Origin of the sequence: Petrimonas sp., assembly GCF_963921705.1 — a bacterium.
Classification (GTDB): Bacteria; Bacteroidota; Bacteroidia; order Bacteroidales; family Dysgonomonadaceae; genus Petrimonas; species Petrimonas sulfuriphila.
This window is the reverse complement of the sequence record NZ_OY997410.1, coordinates 1,613,657-1,633,740: the sequence shown is the minus strand read 5'-3', so window position 1 is coordinate 1,633,740 and position 20,084 is coordinate 1,613,657. Positions and strand designations below refer to the sequence as shown.

General features: G+C 44.2%; 16 protein-coding genes. 10 read left to right on the top strand and 6 right to left on the bottom strand.

Translation table 11 applies throughout. From position 1 onward, the window contains the following. Positions 1-5: 5 nt before the first annotated feature. The 4 genes from AACM02_RS06845 to AACM02_RS06830 form a co-directional block, all read right to left on the bottom strand. Entirely contained in the window at positions 6-1,463 is a 1,458-nt protein-coding gene (locus AACM02_RS06845; protein ID WP_339116463.1) for a hypothetical protein, read from the bottom strand. 101 nt (positions 1,464-1,564) lie between these two features. Further along, on the bottom strand, positions 1,565-2,911 hold the full coding sequence (locus tag AACM02_RS06840) for a DUF389 domain-containing protein (protein WP_339116462.1): 1,347 nt from the start codon (positions 2,909-2,911) through the stop codon (positions 1,565-1,567). A gap of 127 nt (positions 2,912-3,038) precedes the next feature. Continuing rightward, the gene (locus AACM02_RS06835; RefSeq protein ID WP_339116461.1) at positions 3,039-5,024 is read right to left on the bottom strand and encodes a PspC domain-containing protein; all 1,986 of its coding nucleotides are present in this window, start codon (positions 5,022-5,024) and stop codon (positions 3,039-3,041) included. Next, a complete protein-coding gene (locus tag AACM02_RS06830; protein WP_339116460.1) occupies positions 5,021-5,410 on the bottom strand; it encodes a PadR family transcriptional regulator in 390 nt (129 codons plus the stop codon). The genes AACM02_RS06835 and AACM02_RS06830 overlap by 4 nt, the downstream gene beginning before the upstream one ends. A gap of 259 nt (positions 5,411-5,669) precedes the next feature. Here AACM02_RS06830 and AACM02_RS06825 point away from each other — a divergent pair, with 259 nt between their 5' ends. Further along, entirely contained in the window at positions 5,670-7,370 is a 1,701-nt protein-coding gene (locus tag AACM02_RS06825) for a M23 family metallopeptidase (protein ID WP_339116459.1), read from the top strand. Between the two features lie 41 nt (positions 7,371-7,411). Here the strand turns inward: AACM02_RS06825 and pncB are convergent, their stop codons facing one another. Next, entirely contained in the window at positions 7,412-8,584 is a 1,173-nt protein-coding gene (pncB, locus tag AACM02_RS06820) for a nicotinate phosphoribosyltransferase (protein WP_332457397.1), read from the bottom strand. Between the two features lie 130 nt (positions 8,585-8,714). Continuing rightward, complete coding sequence (locus tag AACM02_RS06815; protein WP_238866016.1) at positions 8,715-9,665, bottom strand: IS30 family transposase; 951 nt, start codon at positions 9,663-9,665, stop codon at positions 8,715-8,717. A 160-nt stretch (positions 9,666-9,825) separates the two neighbouring features. On the opposite strand from AACM02_RS06815, the gene AACM02_RS06810 reads away from it, so the two are divergent. From AACM02_RS06810 to AACM02_RS06770, 9 genes are all read left to right on the top strand, one after another. After that, positions 9,826-10,428: a LiaF domain-containing protein gene (locus tag AACM02_RS06810; RefSeq protein WP_339116458.1), complete on the top strand. Its 603-nt coding sequence runs from the start codon at positions 9,826-9,828 to the stop codon at positions 10,426-10,428. A 14-nt stretch (positions 10,429-10,442) separates the two neighbouring features. Continuing rightward, a complete protein-coding gene (locus AACM02_RS06805; RefSeq protein ID WP_339116457.1) occupies positions 10,443-11,273 on the top strand; it encodes a LytTR family DNA-binding domain-containing protein in 831 nt (276 codons plus the stop codon). 92 nt (positions 11,274-11,365) lie between these two features. Further along, the gene (locus AACM02_RS06800; protein ID WP_321716204.1) at positions 11,366-11,980 is read left to right on the top strand and encodes a TetR family transcriptional regulator; all 615 of its coding nucleotides are present in this window, start codon (positions 11,366-11,368) and stop codon (positions 11,978-11,980) included. Between the two features lie 9 nt (positions 11,981-11,989). Continuing rightward, positions 11,990-13,432 (top strand): TolC family protein, encoded by a 1,443-nt coding sequence (locus tag AACM02_RS06795; protein WP_339116456.1) that lies wholly within the window; start codon positions 11,990-11,992, stop codon positions 13,430-13,432. A gap of 21 nt (positions 13,433-13,453) precedes the next feature. Then, entirely contained in the window at positions 13,454-14,473 is a 1,020-nt protein-coding gene (locus tag AACM02_RS06790) for an efflux RND transporter periplasmic adaptor subunit (protein WP_339116455.1), read from the top strand. Between the two features lie 15 nt (positions 14,474-14,488). After that, the gene (locus tag AACM02_RS06785; protein WP_339116454.1) at positions 14,489-17,659 is read left to right on the top strand and encodes an efflux RND transporter permease subunit; all 3,171 of its coding nucleotides are present in this window, start codon (positions 14,489-14,491) and stop codon (positions 17,657-17,659) included. Further along, positions 17,656-17,949: a PG0541 family transporter-associated protein gene (locus AACM02_RS06780; RefSeq protein ID WP_332457402.1), complete on the top strand. Its 294-nt coding sequence runs from the start codon at positions 17,656-17,658 to the stop codon at positions 17,947-17,949. Before AACM02_RS06785 ends, AACM02_RS06780 begins: the two co-directional genes overlap by 4 nt. Positions 17,950-18,073: 124 nt before the next feature. Next, the gene (locus tag AACM02_RS06775) at positions 18,074-19,066 is read left to right on the top strand and encodes a lipoate--protein ligase (RefSeq protein ID WP_321716205.1); all 993 of its coding nucleotides are present in this window, start codon (positions 18,074-18,076) and stop codon (positions 19,064-19,066) included. A 20-nt stretch (positions 19,067-19,086) separates the two neighbouring features. Beyond that, positions 19,087-20,025, top strand: coding sequence for an isoaspartyl peptidase/L-asparaginase (locus tag AACM02_RS06770; protein WP_339116453.1), 939 nt, complete (start codon positions 19,087-19,089; stop codon positions 20,023-20,025). Positions 20,026-20,084 lie beyond the last annotated feature (59 nt).

Genomic DNA, 20,084 nt, shown 5'->3' with positions numbered 1-20,084 from the left:
CGAAATCATTCAGGAATCAGCCACCAAAAAGGGTTTGCCTTTGCCTTGTATAAAAACATATAGTGCATAATCAGCTTAAACCAATGTCCAGCAAGTCCTATTTCGCCTAAGGTATAACGGAGGTTCCTGCCCCATTTCGGATATTTTTCCCAATCGGGGACAATAGGAAAAACCGTCATTGATGCGGCCTTCCCTTTCTTTATTCCAAATCCGGCAGAGATAACGCAGGCAGCCCCCATACGTGCCATGGAAGCCTTGTGTTTGTACTCGCGTCTGCCTGTTTTAATCCTGTCGGCAATATTTTCAGCAACCACTTTTCCGATAACCCCCGAAGGCATTCCTGTACGGGGAGCAGTGGCTGAGATTGCCGTTCCTTTCGTGCTCACCATGGGTTTAGAAATAGCATGCGGAGGAGCAAACGCAATCCCAGTAGCAAAAACATTGTTGTAAGTGGGGTTCTCGTAGATAGAAGGCCAATCCGATGGTTTCCATTCACTGTAGGGTTTTAACGTATAATCGGCATCCACCTTGAGAAACCCGTTTGCAGCAAACAGAACTGTTGTTATATCGTCTCCACTTTTGTTATAAGCCTTTAAACCAACTCCTGCAAAACCGGGGATGAGCATGGCAAAATCAAACTCTTTGATCAATTCTTCTCCCGCCAGTGTCTCGTAATGGATTATTCCCGGTTCAATTTTCTTGACTCCCGCGCCCACAGTCCAGGTAATGCCATACTCAGTGAAGAGCGACTCGGCAAGAATCTTGGTAGGGGTAATGTAACCGCTTCGTTTTATAAAAGCCCCTCCCATACCGAAATCGCCTAATTCATATTCGTTGGAGATCCAACTTATTTCTGCCAGATGATCGAGTTTCCTCCGGGCTACCTCAAATGCGATGTTTAACGCAAATTCAAAAGCCGCTCCCTGACAAGTGGCCAGAGGATGTCCCGTTCCGACAACTATCCGCTGCCTTTCGCCTTTTTCCATTTTGGCAAAACAGGCTTGTAGGTGCTCCCACGTCAAGGCCGCATGTTGATAAGTACATACGGAATCGGTGTAAAATTCCGGCCCCAGACCCTCGGTGGCTCCAAAATTAAGCTTGGGTCCGGTAGCGTTAATCAGGTAATCGTATTCCAGGATTTCCTCCCGGTCTTTTCTATCTTCAGAAACATACCTGATTTTCACAAATCCCTTATCGGTTTCCGCATTTCCTTCGGGATGAATGGAGAGCGCCAGCGCCTGCTTAAAAACAATGTGGTTCTTTTTATAAACCGGAGCCAGTTCGAAAATAACTTGTTTTACTTTCATTAAACCAATTCCAACCCAGATATTGGAAGGAACCCACTGGTAGTAGGCATTTGGGCTGACAACCACTACTTCGTGTTCTTTTCCCAATTTCCGTCTTGCCGACAATGCCGCTGTGTGGCCGGATATACCGGCGCCTAAGATGAGTAATCTTGCCATAGTATTTCTTGGATTAGTTAAACATTGAAGATTAAGACATATTGCTGCAAATGTAGCAATAAAACTTTTGTTTATAGCGACTTAAGCACTCTTTTTTTCGTTTATCGCATCTCATCGTAATAGGTAAGCACTTCCGGTTTCTCCAACCGGTTTTTGAGCCATTCCCCTATCTTGTTCTTATCGGCAGTACGCAACGCGTTTCGGGACACGGTAAAAATAACAAGCGGGGTTCTGTTGCTGCGAAGAATACTGTCTTTTCGCATAAAGTAAGAAAAAGTTTCCGTATACGAACAACCGCTTATCTGCGGATACAGCGGTTGTATTTCCGATAACAGCTTTTCTCCCAAAGCAGGAATATTCCGAATGCTGTCTATTCTGTTTTCAGCTTGCTTCAGGGCAAACGTTGTAGCATTCAGTCTGTTGTTAAGGACTTCGGTCTCCGACTGATATCTTCTTGTATTTTCCTGTACGAAGGAAGCCTCAAAACCCTGACTGATGCTTAATTTTGCTGTATCGATTTTATTAAAAAAAGCCACCAGTTTAATGGAATCGATGTGTTTCGGGGAAAGTCCGTAGCCATTATACACCAGATCCACATTTTTATTCGACGGATTAATGTTGCTTTTTTGCAGGTAATTCCCCTCCACTACAGAAACCTGACTGATAAAATATTCGGCATGCTGGATAAAATTTTCATTCTGCACGAGTTGATATCCGAAATAGACACTCGGAACTAACGTGATAAGAATTACGGCTGTAAGGGCTCGATTTACCCGCTTCTTTCTGTCGGGATCGACAATGCTTCCGATGGGAAACTTCAGGTATTGACACACAACCAATGCCGCAAAGGCAATAAAAACCGTATTGATCGTGAAGAGGTACAGGGCTCCGAAGAAAAAGTTGAATTGTAGTGTGGCCAATCCGTACCCGGCAGTACAGATAGGCGGCATAAGTGCTGTAGCTATAGCTACTCCGGGAATAACATTACCTTTAAGCTTACTGCTGATGGCCACAATACCGGCTAACCCACCGAAAAGAGCGATCAAAACATCGTAGATAGTGGGGCTGGTCCGGGCCAACAATTCCGAATGAGCTTCATTTATCGGAGAAAGGAAAAAATAGAGTGCGGAGGTGAGCAGGCTTACCCCTACAGCATAGATAAAGTTTTTAAGCGACCGCCTGAAAAGATAAAAATCGTAAGTTGCCAAACTATACCCCATCCCGTTTATTGGACCCATCAACGGAGAGATAAGCATAGCGCCGATAATTACAGCCGTAGAATTCATGTTCAATCCCACCGATGCTACCACAATGGCAAACATCAAGATCCAGAGGTTGGTCCCCCTGAACTGAATCCCTTTTTCTATTTCTGCATGAATGGTTTCGTAATCCTCCAACTCTGAACGAAGATTAAAAATTGTAACGATTTTCCGGACTTGTTTCTCCATAGCTATGCGGTTGTTTTTACAAAACTACAAAAAAAGGAAAATCCCTCCTCTTTTTCAACAAAAAAACAGCCGAAAAAAACGTCCGGCTGCTTTTGAACACATGAAGTTATTAATGCAAAAGTAAAACTTATATAGAATCCGTAAGTATGACCGTCTTGTTTAAACCTCCGTTTTCGAGAATATATTCTTCCCCATAATCCCAATCGAAAGTCTTGTTGTTGCGGCTTTTTTTCAATTTTCGGCGAACAGACGAATTTGAGGTAAAATTATCGTAATCGTCCAACCGTTCGTCGATCTCAATTTTTTTGCCAAGCGGCACAGCTATTTCCACGATCATCCCCTGCAAGCGGAAACCTTGTGAAATAGGTGCCGAGAAAAACTCGGGCAAAAACAACAGGGAATCTTGTTGTTGTAAGGGATAAGTAAACTCTCCGGCATTCTTTCTGGCAATCTTCAGGTCTCTTTCCGAACTTGACGAAATGGTTCTCACGTAATACAAAGAATCCTGGCTTTGAACAATCTGTAGCTTAATGTTTGAAAACAGCAGGGAGTCCTCATTTATGGTATAATAGGGGAAATTATCCAAATCTGAACCCGGTCCGAAGTTACGGCTGAAAGAGTAGTAGTCTGACGGATAAACCGCCATATCCACGTATAACTTGTCGCCGCTAAAAGCAGAAAGAGCCTGTACATTTTCAGCAGATGACTCCACACTAAATTTTTCGGCCACTTTAAATCCGAGCATAGTAGCAGAAAAGATTCCGACGACCCACAAGATAATCGACACGACTCCGATAACCGGACGTGATTTTGCTTTCATTGACCGACGAACGATCCACACGATAATGGATATAATAGGAACTGCAAACAGTAATCCTGCAGACAACCACAACAGGGTATTTTCGTAACCCTGGTCAATAAATAACGACTTTAGAGGGACAAATTTTGTGCCGGCTACAAGAAAAGCGATCATCATTCCCGTCGTAACTACAGCAAAAATTCCGGCGAACGCAAAGAATATAATTTTGAAAAGGATTCCCAATGCATTCAGACAACCCGAATTACCAGAACCAACCGTTGCGTTTGCTGACGCTTTCGCGGCATGGAAGCGTGGGGGCTCGGGCGGCATGGCATCCAGAGACACTTTTTCCGAATCACCGGCAACAGCAGCTGTTGCAGCGTACGGCTTGGTATAATTATCACCGTCGTCAGTTTTGCTTTTCACACTTGCCACGTTATCGCTTACAGTTTCACGTATGGATTTGATATATTCCTCCTCTCCCATCATTTCGAGTTTCTGCTTTACGGTAGTGGCCCTCGGAATAATTACCCATAGAACGGCATAGATCACGACAACCGACATATTGATGTTCCAGTTGAAATCCACGTTGTCAAAAAAACGGTTCCACGGGAAAAAAGGTATGGAGATCATCCCCATCAAATTCAGAAATAACGGAGCTGCAAAGAGCAAACGCGGAATCCACGTGTCAATTTTGAAGTACGCTGCAATTCCTCCGCAAACTCCTCCCAGGAAACGGTCATTGGGATTCCGATAAAGCCTTCTGGCAACATTTGTCTCCAGCACTTTGGGCTTTAAGACAATCCATAAAATGAGGTACACCCAAAACAACACACTGAAAAGCACAACAAAAACAATACGCATCCACACCGGATCTATTTTGAAGTAATGAGCGAGGCCGCTGCACACACCAGCAATTATTTTATCGTTTGCATTGCGGTAAAGGGTCTGCCGCCTTTCGCTTCCGTCAGGTTCCGATTTCGGCTGCTCCGAAGTTGAGGCAAACTGTTCAAAAGGTGTTTCACCATAGGCGTAAACCGACTCCTGATATTCCGTGTCAAAATCTTCCGGTCTTCCTATGCTGGAGATAATGGACTGAACATCTTCATCGGTAATGCAATTGATACCCAGCTTCAGCCGGTTTCCAAACAATTCGGCAATACGGTTTTCTATATCGTTTACAATCTCTTCTCCGCCCTCTTCCCGCGAAAAATATTTTTTCAGACTGTCTATGTATTGCTTCAAAAGTTCATAAGCAGTTTCTTCGATAGCGATGACCTGCCCCTGGAAATTGATATTAATCACTTTTTTCATTGTTCTGTGGTGTTAGGTTCATTTAAATTGTCATTGACAACAGTGTCTTCTTTAGAATAATTGCCGTTGACAACGACGTTTACTCCGGTGGATAATTCTATCCATGTCGATTCTAAAAGATCATAAAATTTTTCACCTTTCTCTGTCAGGATAAAATATTTTCGAGGAGGGCCCGAAGTACTTTCCACCCAGCGATAAGTGAGTATTTCGGCGTTCTTCAACCGATTGAGCAAAGGATATAGCGTTCCTTCAAGAAGCTGCAGGCCTGCATTTTTCATTTCGTCGATTATATCACCCGGATATGCTTCGTTCCGCCTGATAATCGCCAAAATGCAGTACTCCAGTACTCCTTTCCTCATTTGACTTTGGGTATTTTCAATATTCATTTTTCAATAAATTTTTATTTACACCACAAAGATAAATTAAACAAGGTAATATGCAATGCAAAGTACCAATGAATTTCTTTATTTTAATTTTATTTAACAAAACAACCCTACCTGACGCTATCCTCGCCTACTCCTCGTAAAATGCGGCATTTAGAGTGTATGCTTCGTTCTTCAAAACGGATTATGAATCGATTGTCTGCGGAATTCCTATTGTTGTTTTACTCTTTTATACCTATGTTTGCAAATCAAACAAGGATTTATGAAGTTCAATATACTATTTTCATGCGTTTTTCTTTTCTTTTCCATGGCTCGTTTCTCGGCTTATACACAACATCCCTATACCAACCCGCTTGATATTCCTCCGGCACTCAGTGCCAACTTCGGGGAGTTGCGAAGCAACCACTTTCATTCAGGCATTGATTTCAAAACACAACAAACGGTAAACAAACCGGTTGCGGCCATCGAAGACGGCTATGTTTCGCGCATAAGTGTTTCCCCTGGAGGATATGGGTTGGCACTCTACATCGACCATCCCAGCGGACATACCAGCGTTTATGCGCACCTGAACAGTTTTTCCAGCCCTATTGCCGATTTTGTGAAAGAAAAGCAATACGAGCAAGAAAGTTACCGGGTGGAGCTTTACCCCGAACCGGGTTTGCTGATCGTAAAAAAAGGTCAGCAAATAGGATTGAGTGGAAATACAGGCAGTTCCGGTGGCCCACACCTGCACTTTGAAGTACGCGACACCCAGACGCAGGACCCACTGGATCCGCTTTTTTTTTTCAGCCGGGCCATCCTCGACACTCAAAAGCCCGAGATTCGGGGCATTGCGTTTTATACTATTGAGGGGAAAGGAATCGTGAACGGAAGCAGCAATCCCCTACGGATGAATATTTTGAAAAACAAGTCCGGGGTACTCCTGGCACCGCCTCAAGCGATAAACGCATGGGGTAGAATCGGTGTAGCCGTAAAAGCATACGATCGGATGAACGGTCAATCCAACATCTACAGTGTCAAACACGTCAGATTATTTGTAGACGAGAAGCAGGTGTTCAGCAGTTCCATCGACAGGTTTTCTTTCAGTAAGACGCGCATGTTGAATTCATTTATCGACTTTGAAGAATGGCGGGAACGAAGTTCTTTTTACATGAAGTCATTTATAGAGCCGGGAAACACGCTCAAGTTCTACGACGCAGTCAATAACGGATTTATCGATATCAACGAAGAGCGAGATTACCGCATGCGCTATGAACTTGAAGATCATAACGGAAATACCCTTGTATACTCTTTTGTGGTCGTAGGACAGCAACAACCCGTCGCAAAAACGGATTCCTGCAAAAACTTTATGCCGTGGACACTACACAATACATTTGTAGACTTTGATTTTATGCTCGACATACCTTCTGGAAATCTATACAACAGCTTTTGTTTTTCACACCGTAAAACTGGCTCAACGGTCTATTACTCCGATATACACCGGGTGAATGACTCACCGGTACCGCTACACCAAAACGCTACCGTATGGATAAAATTAAACGCGGACACCCTGGATAACAAGCAGCAATACGGTATTGTGGAAATCACGGAAACAGGTAACGACAACTGGATAGGCGGTACTTACAAACGGAACGGCATGGAGGTTTCCATCCGCGAGCTGGGCAGGATGTATGCCGTTGATTCAGACACCTTCCCACCGAATATCGTCCCCGTAAATCCTGAAAAATGGGTGGCTTCACGCAGGATCCAAATCCGGCTATCGGATAACAAAAGCGGAATATCCGCCTTTAAAGGAACCATTAACGGGAAATTCGTCCTCTTTTCACACGATATGAAATCCTCCCTATATACTTACCGGTTCGACGATTCAAGGCTGGAAAAAGGCAAAACACAGGAACTTGTTTTTGTGGCTACCGACGGAGCGGGAAATACAACGGAATACAGGTATGCCTTCGAGTACTAAATTCAGTTATTGAGAGCTTATCACCTGGCCCAAAACGCGTTTCAGAGTCCCAGCGTTTCCTGTGCCAGGCGGATTTCTTTTTCGCTTCCGGTATGCTTCCCTTCCACATCCGACAGTTTCACACATTCGTGCCATTGTTCTTTGGCAGTCATTTTACATCGGAACAGTTTCATCACAATATTCATTCCCTTGATGTTGTTGCCCACATCATTGGTCAGGTTCGTTCCTATACCGAAAGTAGCCCCTATACGTTCTCCGCAATAGTTTTTGATAAGGATCGCCTTGTCTACATTCAAGCTGTCCGAAAAAACAATGTATTTCAACTTGGGGTCTATCCGCAGTTCTTCATACCGTCGAATGACTTTATCGGTAAAAACAAAAGCATCGCCACTGTCATGCCGGAGGCTGGTAAACAACGCCGCATGCTTTTTGCTGAAGTTTCGAAGAAAAACATCGGTGGTATAGGTATCGGTGAGTACGGTTCCCAGATCACCGTCGTACACGTTAATCCAGTTCTCCATCGACATGTAATTGGCCATTTTATATCCGTAAATTGATCCGTGAAACTGTACCCATTCATGCGGATGTGTTCCCGACACATTCACGTTGTGTCTATATGCCAGGTATACATTGCTGGTACCGAACAGGGAATCTCCTGCGTATTGCTTCAACAATCCGGTAACCCGGTCCTCCACTTCGAAACTAAACCGGCGTCGCATGCCGAAAAGTGAAAACGTGATACCGTTTTCTTTCAGGCTAAGTGCTTTCTCTATGGCCGCCTTTTCCATGTATTGCGTGTCGGGATACTGCTTCGTTTCCCGGAAATAAAGTTCAGATACCGTAGCGAGGATAGGCGTTTCCCAAAGCGTAATGCGATAAAGCAACCCCGTGGCACGGATTTTTAATTTACGGCCTTCGAGAGAAACCTCCACTTCCGACGGATCAAAACGGAACCCTTTCAAAAAATCGATATAAATTGGTGGTAGATACGGCATCTTTTTTCTCACGAACTCCTCCTCCCCTATCGTCAGGCTCAGTTCCGACATCTTGTCCAATTCTTGCCGTACCCGTTCATCAAATCCGTCGGGATAATCGCCATTACTTCTGTCCACAAATACAAACTCTCCAAAGGCACGGGGAAAAAGCTTGCTGTATGCATAGCTGGTGGTAAACTTATACAAATCCGTATCAAGAATACTTTTGATAATTGCCATTTTTCGCAGATAATTAGTTTTAGTTCTAAAACACTTAAAAGAGTAATCGGTTCACACCTGTAAAAAAAGCATTTCTTCCAAACTATATGTATCTCGTTTGTTCCCCCTAGAGTCAACCAGCAAGTGCAATTTAGTAATAATTTTTGTAAAACTCTATTTTAGGATTGCTAAAGTCTAATTTTTCTCTTGGTCTTCTGTTTAGTTTATGCTGTATTTCTTTTACTTTCTCATCGGAATAATCTTTAAATGTTGCTCCTTTTGGGATGTATTGCCGGATTAATTTATTGGCATTTTCAACAGCTCCTTTTTGCCACGATGAATAAGGATCAGTGAAATATACCGGTACTTTCAACTTTTTTGTTATCAGTTCGTGTGCTGCAAACTCGGATCCGTTATCTGTTGTAATGGTTTTCAGTTTGTCCTTATAAGGCAGCAACATAGCAATGACTTCCTTGCAAACCTGCTTAGAGTCTTTGCCCATAGGCAGTTTTCTCATCATTATAAAGTTTGTATTTCTTTCTGTCATTGTCAGTATTATTTCCTTTTGTCCGTTTCCTATTATGGTGTCCATTTCAAAATCTCCAAACCGGCTTCCGTCGGCCTCTTTTGGCCTTTGGCGAATACTTTTTCTGTTGGGTATGTTAGTGGCAGAACCTACGGGTCTTTTTCTGTATTTGAGCTTGTGGCGGCAGTGCTTGTAAAGGTTTCCTCCCGATTTCTTATCTTGCCTGATCCATTGATAAATAGTCTCGTGAGAGATAGATATTTGATCATATTTTGCGAGATATCCGCTGATTTGTTTGGGCGACCAATCTTTGCGAATGAGACGGATTATTTTCTGTTTAATCCACTCCGATGTCGATCTATTGCCCGGTAAACGTTCTTTGCGCTCTTGGGCCATCTCTTGTGCCAAACGCCATGAGTAGCCTCCAGTTTTGTTTTTGTTACGGCTTAATTCCCTATAAACCGTAGAAATATTTACCTTTATCTGCTTGGCTATTTCAGACTTGCTTGTTCCGTTTTGTAAGCCTAAATAAATAGCATATCTTTGTTCTGAAGTTAACTGTTTGTATTTTTTCATAAGCAACATAATAGTTAATTTTAGGGAGACTTCGGTCTCCTTTTTTATTTTTTTATGTTGCTGATTGACTAATTGTTTTTTTCAAAACCCCTTAAGCACTTTTGAAAGGGGATTTTGGAAAAAAACAATTAAGATAAGAAGTGTAATGTAATCAAATCTTTTGCACTTCTATCTTGAACTTAGTGAGTACCTGGCCCTGTTTTTCTGGTTGACCCTGGCTGCTTTTTTCCTATTGCCCCGTATCGCTCATTTATATCCTGATGCGCTGCCGGGTATTAACGAAGGTTTTACCGCAACCTTCTGGCCTGTTCTGCTTATAGTAGTCGGAGCCGGAGTTATATTAAAAATACTGTTTGGAAAAAAAGCCTGTTGCCATCGTCATGGTCATATACAACGGCCTTTGAATGTTGATAAAATGGAAGGCACAGACGGTATCTATGTACGGGAAGTTGTTTTCGGCGGTATCGAAGATATTTTTCTGGAACCTGTGTTCCGGGGAGGACAAATTGAAGTTGTCTTTGGAGGAGTAGAGCTCGATCTGCGCCGGGCATCACTGCCCGAAGGTGATACGTACCTTCAGGTTGAAGCCGTATTTGGCGGCATAAAATTGTACCTGCCCGATGATTGGGTGGTTGTGCCTAAGATAAGTACCGTTTTGGGGGGAGTGGACAACAAACATTTTTCAAAATCAACGAATCAGGATACTTCGCGCCGGTTGCTTATTAGTGGCGAGATCGTTTTCGGAGGTTGTGAAATACGGTAGGCACCTTTATTGAGATGAATTTTTTTCTTTCGAATAATGTCTCGCGCTTATTAGCGATAGCCGTTTTGTGCGTCGCCTATGCATTTATGCAGGCGTTGGCATTCCGTTCGCTTGTAACGTTTCCTTTCCCCCAATTGATGTTGGACGGGATGATGAATGCGTTGTTTTTTACAGGTGTAAGTTTTTTGCTCTGGAAAGTGGTCAAGTACGGGAATTTTGAAACATTGGAAATTTATCAGCGTTTTATCAATTACACTGCACTTGGTTTCTTAGCCATAACCATTTGGACGGGTTTAGGTTATATTTCGGCTTTTTTGGTTTTTAATCCGAAAAACCTGATGGAAGCCATAAAGATGTTTCCGCTGAAAGCTTTCGTTGCTTTTCTCATATATCTCCTGTTGGTACAGTTTTTCAGGGTAAGACTTGCTGAAAGGGAGGCCTCTCCCCAGCCGGTAGATGAGGATACGGAAGAGGATTTGTTGAAACCAGGCGATATTGGCACAGAAGAAATCCAACCGCTCGAACGTATTGTTATCAGATCGGGACAAAAGATAAACATGATTCAGGTTTCAGAAATTGTTTATTTCCGGGCCGAAGGCGATTATGTGCGTATTTTTACCGATTCCGACAAGTTTTTGAAAGAAGAAACCATGAAGTATTTCCAACTTCATTTGCCTGAGAAGCAGTTTGTAAGGGTGCATCGTTCTTATTTGGTCAACACGGTAAAAATATTGCGCATCGAATTGTACGAGAAACAAAATCAACTGCTTACCTTGAGTAACGGTGATAAAATAAAAATCAGTGTCTCCGGATACAAGCGGCTTCGGGAAAGGCTGGGCTTGTAACAAAATCTTATTGTAAAGTTTGTTAAAACCTGGAAAACCGATTTGATGTTTTGAGTTTTCTGAATTACCTTTGTGGCGTTTTTTTAAATACGATGACACTAAAAGAAAGAATAGTCAGAAGAGCAGGTACTCTTTTTTACCAGTACGGTATCAAAAACGTCTCTATGGATGACTTAGCGTCTTCTTTAGGCATTTCAAAACGCACCCTTTACGAGAATTTCCGGGATAAGGAAGAGGTCTTATTGACTTACCTGGCTGGCAAGCGCGATGAAAGGAACAATAAGATTGTGGAGGTAATAAACCGGTCGGAAAATATGATTGAGGTATTTCTTTATTTAATTGAATACCATAAAAATAAGGAACTGCCTTCCATTAAATTTTACGAAGATATCTATAAGTATTATCCCCGGATCTATAAGCTGATTCAGCAAGATGTTGAAAACAATAAAATACATATAAAAACATACCTGCAGCAGGGAATCGATCAAGGTTATATCCGCGGGGACCTGAACGTGGACGTGGCGGCCTTCCTGGTGGAGGAGAGTACCTACACGTATATTCGTGCAGCGTATCTTGAGAAACCGCCTTTTTCCTTTCAGCAGCTTTTTTTTACGATGATGGTAAATTTTATTCGCGGAATTTCTACCTATAAAGGGATTCAAATTATTGATGATTATCTTACAAACAAAACAAACGAAAACAATTAATTACTGTATATGAGAGCAAAGCAATTAAGTATCGTTTTACTGATGGCTTGGGGAGGGCTGTGTTTATCCACGGCAGCTGCACAGGATTCAGACAGTTTACGAATAGATTTGAACACGGCTTTGGAGATCGCGCTCAGCGAAAATCCCAACGTAAAAGTGGCCGATATGGAAATCACCAAAAAAGAGTATGCCCGGAAATCGGCTTACGGGGCGTTGTTTCCACAGTTTGATCTTATCGGCCAATATCAACGCGCTATTAAACGGCAGACCGTATATTTTGATGAAGGTTTCGGGCTGGGTGGCGGCGCTATCGATCCAACAAAATATACACCCGAAGAATTGAAGATAATGGAGACCGTGGGTAAAATGTTTGCCCCAGACCCTGAAAGTGCCGGCGAAGGCATTCAAATGGGGCGTCTGAATGTTTACACCGCCGGCCTGAACGTAAGTATGCCTTTGGTGGTGCCCTCGTTATGGAAGAATATTCAGATGAGCCGGGTGGATATTCAACTCGCTATGGAGAAAGCCCGTTCGTCGCGCATTGATTTGACGAACCAGGTAAAAAAATCGTTTTACTCCTTGTTGCTAGCTCAAGACAGTTACGATGTTTTTAAGAAAACGTATGCTACCGATTCGCTCAACCTGGAGAACATCAGGGACCGTTTTAAACAGGGTGTGGTGGCTGAATACGATGTGATTACCGCTGATGTTCGCCTCAAAAGCCTTATTCCAAGTATCTTACAGTCGGAGAACATGATGAAGATTGCCGAGTTGCAATTGAAAATGCTTATGGGAATTGATAGCGAGATACCGCTGAAAGTAGTCGGTTCGCTCGATAATTACCGGAAAGCCATGTTCGATACAATCATTCCTGCAGATACGTCGCTTCTGAACAATAGCGACATCAAGCAATTTGATCTGCAAGCTGATATGGCGAAAAAGGGCTACGAGATGCAGAAATTCCAATTCGCACCGACACTTGTCTCGTCGTTTAATTACATGTATATGAGTCAGAACAACGATTTCAAGTTCAGCACTTATCGCTGGGATCCGTATTCCATGCTGGGTGTCACGCTCTCCATTCCGTTGTTCAACGGCGGGCAGCGCTATCACAACATGAAGCAGTCCGAAATTCAGCTTTATCAGTTGAAGGAACAACGAAAAGACGTGGAACGTGGATTGAAACTCTCGATTAAAAACAATTGGGACCTGATGGCAAAGAGTATGGAACAAGTCGTGGCATCTGAATCGGCGGTGGAGCAAGCGCGCAAAGGGTATCAAATTACACAGAAGCGTTACGAAACCGGTATGGGTACCATTGTTGAGGTCAACGCAGCTGCCCTGGCAATAACAAACGCAGAACTGCAGTATCGCAACGCTATTTACGATTATCTGGCTGCTAAAGCCGATTTGGAAAAGACACTCGGATATGATATCCAGGCAACAAATTAAGAAATACAAACAAATTTAAATATGAAACGGAAAAATGTGCTGAAATTTATGCCGCTGGCAGCTCTCTTTTTTCTCGCATCTTGCGGAGGAGAAACGACAAAGAACGAAACGCAAACCGAAACAGTTAAGAAAAACGTAAAGGTGGAAGAGGTCCGGCTGACCCCCGTTGACCAATTATCGACTTTCACCGCGACGGTTGAGGCCAATACGGTAAATAACATTGCTCCGGCAATGGGTGGGCGTATCAGAAGCATTCACGTGGATGTAGGCAGCCGGGTAGGCAAAGGACAGACGGTTGTGACTATGGATGCTGCCAACTATTCACAGCAGCAAACGCAACTGGCTACACTGAAAAGGGATTATGAGCGATACCTGGAGCTCTACAATGTCGGAGGGATCTCCAAACAACAACTCGACCAGGTAAAAGCCCAGCTCGACGTCGCTCAAACTGCACTGAACAATCTGGGTGAAAACACCCGCCTGACGAGCCCGATCAACGGAGTGGTGACAGTACGAAACTACGATCCGGGAGACATGGCTGGTGGTCAGCCTATTCTCACCATTGAGAACATTAATCCGGTGAAGGTTATCATCAATGTTTCTGAATCGTTCTATAGCCAGGTGGTAAAAGGAATGCCCGCAAAAGTACAGGTAGATGCGCTCTCTGACGAAGTTTTCGAGGGAAAAGTATCGTTGATCCATCCTACGTTAAATCCTGTTTCGCATACTTTTCCGGTAGAAATAGAAGTCAATAATTCTGATCAGCGGCTCCGTCCGGGAATGTTTTCCCGTGTAACCATGAATTTTGGAACAAACGATCGCCCGCTTGTACCCGATATGGCAGTGTTGAAACAAACCGGGTCAAACGACAGGTATGTTTTCGTTGAAAAAGACGGAAAGGCGGTTTACACCCTCGTTCAATTAGGAACCCGCATCGAAGATAAATACGAGATTGTTTCCGGCTTGAGTGCAGGCGACAGGGTTATTGTGCAAGGTAACGCCGGATTGATAGACGGAACCGAAGTAGAAGTTGTAGAATAAGCTAAAAGCAGAAAAATGAAAATATATGAAACCGCGGTAAAGAATCCCGTCGGAACTTCACTAATATTTATTGGAGTTGTGATTATCGGGTTTATGTTTTACCGTCAGCTTCCCATCGACTTATATCCCGAAATAGACATGAACATTATTTCGGTGATGACCTCGTACCCCGGAGCCGGATCAGACGACGTTGAAGCCAACGTCACAAGGCCGTTGGAGGACGTGCTGAACTCTACGGAGAGCATTAAAGAAATCACTTCCCAGTCGAGAGACGGAATGTCTATGCTGATGCTTGAGTTTGATTTCGGGACGAATATGGATAATGTGATGAACGACGTCCGGGACAAAGTGGACATGATCTCGGGATTTCTTCCTGAAGGTGCTGAAGATCCCATGATCCTGAAATTCAGCTCCGATATGATTCCCGTAATCATTCTCTCGGCAACGGCCCGGGAGAGTGCAGGGGCGTTGTATAAAATTCTCGACGAGCAGGTGGCCAATCCGCTCAACCGTATCCCGGGTGTAGGGACCGTAGCTGTATCAGGTGCGCCGGAGCGGGAGATTCAGGTAAATATCATGCCTGAGAAGTTAGAAGCCTACAATATCTCCCTGGAACAGATCGCTCAGGTTATTTCCGCTGAAAATGTTAACGTCCCTGCCGGAAACTTCGATATAGGATCACAAACGTATATGCTGCGTCTTGAAGGTGAATTTTCCGAAAGCCGTGAACTCAACAACATCATTGTGGGGAGTAATCAAGGCCGGCCCATTTATTTAAGAGATTTGGCCGTTGTGAAGGATACGTTGCAGGACCGTATCATGGAAAATTATACCAACGGGGAGAGAAGTGCTTCTCTTGTGGTGCAAAAGCAATCGGGTTCCAACACGGTAGCAATTGCCAATGCTGTTAAAAAAGAAATTGTGGAGTTGAAGAAAAACCTTCCGCCCGACATCGAGATTGTAACCGTGATGGATACATCGGAGTATGTGAAGGTGTCTATCAACAGTTTGCTCGAGACCATTTTGCTTGCCTTGGTAATTGTGGGGCTGGTTGTACTTTTCTTCCTCGGGCGTTGGCGGGCAACGGTCATTATCATGGTAACCATTCCTATTTCGTTGATCGGATCGTTTATTTACCTGTATCTAACGGGCAACTCGATCAATATCATATCGTTGTCGGCCCTGTCTATTACCATAGGCATGGTGGTTGACGATGCTATCGTGGTACTCGAAAACATCACTACCCACATCGAACGGGGTAGTCGTCCCAAACAGGCGGCTGTTTACGGAACCGAAGAAGTTTCGTTGTCCATTATCGCGTCCACACTTACTATCGTGGCTGTGTTCCTGCCAATGACAATGGTTGGCGGTTTTGCAGGAGTTATGTTTAAACAGCTTGGGTGGATGGTGACTATCATTATTTCACTTTCTTTGATTATTGCCATGACACTAACGCCGATGATGAGTGCGAAAATGATGAGAGCCGATAAGGATAAGAAAATGAGTATGTTCGATAGATGGTACAACAAGAATGTACTGCCCCTGTTGGATAAGCTCGACAAAGGGTATTCCCGGCTGGTGAAAAAGGTGGCGACCAACAGAAGAACGACCGTTACCACTGTTTTAGCCATATTTATATTGGGAGTTGTTATCAGCGCCTTAACGCTTAAAACGGAATTTATGCCTGCCTCGGACAACAACGATATAGCTATGACCGTTGAGATGCCTACGGGAACAAGAATGGAACTAGCTCGGGAAACCGGACACAAGATTGCCCAAATGATGGAGAAACAACATCCGGAGGTAGAGATAGTTTCTTTTGCTGTGGGACAGGCGAGTGACGATAATGCGTGGGCTGCCATGCAGGATAACGGATCCAACATTCTTAGCTATAACATCCGGTTGACCGAAGCCAAAAACAGGAAGAAATCCATATACGATGTTTCCGACGAACTGCGTACCGAATTGGCAGCCATGCCAGAAGTACACCGCTTCAGGGTAATGCCCGGCGGTGGGGATATGGGAATGACAGGAGGTAGCAACGTAGCCGTTGAGATTTACGGTTACGACCTGACGGAAACCGATAAACTGGCCGCCGATTTGAAACCTAAGTTGGAGGCTATTGCCGGATTACGCGATATCACTATCTCGCGTAAAGATTACCGGATGGAGTATAACATTGTTTTTGACCGGGAGAAGCTGTCGTTAAACGGGCTGAATATGGCAACAACGGCAAATGCCGTAAGGAACCGGATCAACGGGCTTATTATGTCGCGTTACCGGGAAGACGGCGAAGAGTATAACATACGTGTGCGGTACGACGAACAATACCGTCAATCGATCGAAGATATCGAAAATATAATGATCTACAATCCTATGGGTGTCGGTATTCGTGTACGCGATGTGGGACGGGTTGAAGAAAACTCGTCGCTTCCGCAAATCGACCGGAAAGACCGCCAGCGCATAGTAACCGTTCAGGGGACCATATACAAACGTGCGTTAAGCGAGATTGTAAAAGATGTAAATGCCACTCTTGCTTCACTTGATGTCCCGCCTGGTGTACAGGTAGAAATAAGCGGATCGCTGGAGGAACAGCAGGAGTCTTTCTCGCAGTTGGGATTACTGTTGATGATTGTTTCGTTGTTGGTTTACATCGTGTTGGCGTCCCAGTTCGAATCATTGACCTATCCGTTCATCATTATCCTGACCGTCCCGTTTGCGTTCATAGGCTCGTTACTTTTGCTGTCGATAACCGGCGAACCTCTCGGCATCATGGGCTTCGTGGGATTGATTATGCTGGTGGGTATGGTCGTAAAGAACGGGATTGTGCTTATCGACTATATCAACCTGAACCGAGAACGCGGTATGTCCATCATAACAGCCGTGGTTCACGGTGGAAGGTCGAGGTTACGTCCCGTTTTGATGACTACGCTGACGACCATCCTGGGTATGGTTCCGTTGGCTATCGGTACCGGACAAGGTTCGGAAATGTGGAAGTCACTCGGAATTTCCATTATCGGAGGGATGACTTTCTCTACCATCATAACCCTTATCCTTGTTCCTGCACTCTACTCCATTTTCGGAGGAAACGGCGTGAAGCGCCGGCGTCGCAAGCATCGTGAGGAAATTCACAATCAAATCGGACAGGGAGAAACAACAACTTATTTGAAAGGAGCAAAAGCATGAAAGCAGTAATGATAATATTAGACCAGGCACATTATTCACAAATAATCGATGACCTTTCCAAACTCAATATCCGGGGATTCACTTCGTGGCGCGAAGTATTCGGCAGAGGAAGCAAGGCCGGCGAGCCGCATTATGGCAGCCATGCCTGGCCATCGGTAAACAATGCTGTCCTTACTGTAGTGGAGGATCACCGGGTAGCGCCGCTGATGGATTATTTGAAGAAATTAGACAAGGCATACGAAAATCTGGGGCTCCGGGCTTTCGTATGGAACGTGGAAGATATGATTTAATGGGATTACCGTTCGAGTTTTTAAAACAGCAGTTGTTTCAAAAGGCAGCTGCTGTTTTGTTTGAAAAGCCGTCGACCAAATCTTCGATAAAATTTTTATCTTTGTGGCACAAAAAATAAAAAAAATGATTTATATAGTCAACAAATCCAATAAACCCGATTATAATATAGCGCTGGAAGAGTACTGCTTCAAAAAATTGCTGCACCACGATAAAGTGTTTATCTTGTGGATAAACGAGCCGGCTATTATTGTGGGAAAGCATCAGAACACAATAGAAGAGATTAATTCGGAATACGTAAAACAGAACGGGATTCACGTCATTCGGCGTATATCGGGTGGGGGAGCTGTGTACCACGACCTGAACAACCTCAATTACACCATTATCTCAAACGAGGATAAGGGTGCCGATTTCGATTTCAAAACATTTTCCAGACCAGTCATCGATACCTTGGCTGATTTAGGCGTTAAGGCCGAGTTTACGGGACGAAACGACCTGGTTATCGACGGGAAAAAGATTTGCGGAAATGCACAGGCATACATGCAGGGAAGGATCATGCACCATGGATGCCTGCTTTTTGATACCGACCTGACCGTTCTTTCAAAGGCTCTTGAAGTGCCTAAAGACAAGATCGAAAGCAAAAGCGTGAAGTCCGTACGAAGTGTAGTGGATAATATTTTGCCCAACCTGCCGGTAAAGATATCGGTCAATGAATTTTCCGATAAGTTGCTGGAGCACATGAAATCTAAATTCCCCGAGATGAAAGAGTACACTTTTTCGGAAGAAGAGTTGGCTGATATAGAGAAGTTGCGTGCTTCGAAATTCGGTGCCTGGGAATGGAATTATGGGCATTCTCCTAAATTTGGCATCGAAAGGCAATCCCGGTATACGGCCGGAAAAATTCAGGTTTTTGCCGATGTGAAGAACGCTCTTATTCAGCAAATCCGATTCTACGGAACTTTTTTTGGAAACAACAGCAACCTGTCGGAAGTGGAAAATGCGCTTATCGGTGTAAAATATACCCCGGAGGATGTTCGCAAAGCGCTTTCCAACATAGAGTTCAACCACTTTTTTGCCGGATTTTCACTGGATGAACTCACGGAAGCGATTGTGGAATAACTTTGACAAACAACAGCTTCATGAGAAAATATTTTTTTACTTTATCCATCTTCTTGCTTGCGTCATTCGTCACGTGCGCGCAGGGAAAATGGTCTATCGCCCTGCACGGCGGAGCCGGGAGTGCATCCGTAAACATGACCAAAGAACAAATTACCGTTTATGAGACGGAGTTACTCAAGTCGCTCGAAATCGGTAAAGAAATGCTCAAAAACGGCTCCACGGCGTTAGATGCCGTGGAAGCAGTGGTAGTTTCACTGGAAAATAATCCGCTGTTTAACGCCGGAAAAGGAGCAGTTGCAAACAGCGAAGGCTTTCATGAACTGGATGCAGCCATTATGGATGGTTCCAACTTAAAAGCCGGCGCCGTTGCAGGAGTCCGAGACGTGAAAAATCCGGTTAAAGCTGCCCGGTTAGTGATGGACAGCACGGCACACGTGCTTCTTATCAGCGAAGGTGCATCGGCATTTGCAAAGCAAATGGGATTGGAGATAGTGGATAACAACTACTTTACGGTTGATAAAAAAGTGAAACAGCAAAGCGACAAAGGTACGGTGGGTTGTGTTGCACTTGACGTATACGGCAATCTGGCCGCGGCCACTTCCACCGGCGGAATGCGCGTCAAAAAATGGGGCCGCGTGGGCGATGTGCCCATCATCGGTGCGGGAACGTATGCCAATAACAACACGGTTGCCGTTTCCGGTACGGGACACGGGGAGTTGTGGATACGACGTGTGGTGGCTTTTGATATCTCAGCGTTGATGGAATACAAAGGTTTATCGCTTGAAGAAGCAGCCAACAAAGTGATTTTTAATAAAATATCGCCCATGGGTGGTTCCGGGGGCGGAGTTATCGCAGTGGATAAAAACGGCAATATCAGCCTGGTATTCAATACTTCTCTGATGCATCGTGCCTGGGCCAAAAGCAATGGAGAGCAAGGAGCAGACGTACTGAAAAAATAGGACTGATGATTATCCGCTAACCTACTGTTCATTGTCTGTGTGGAATTCACACCTTACTG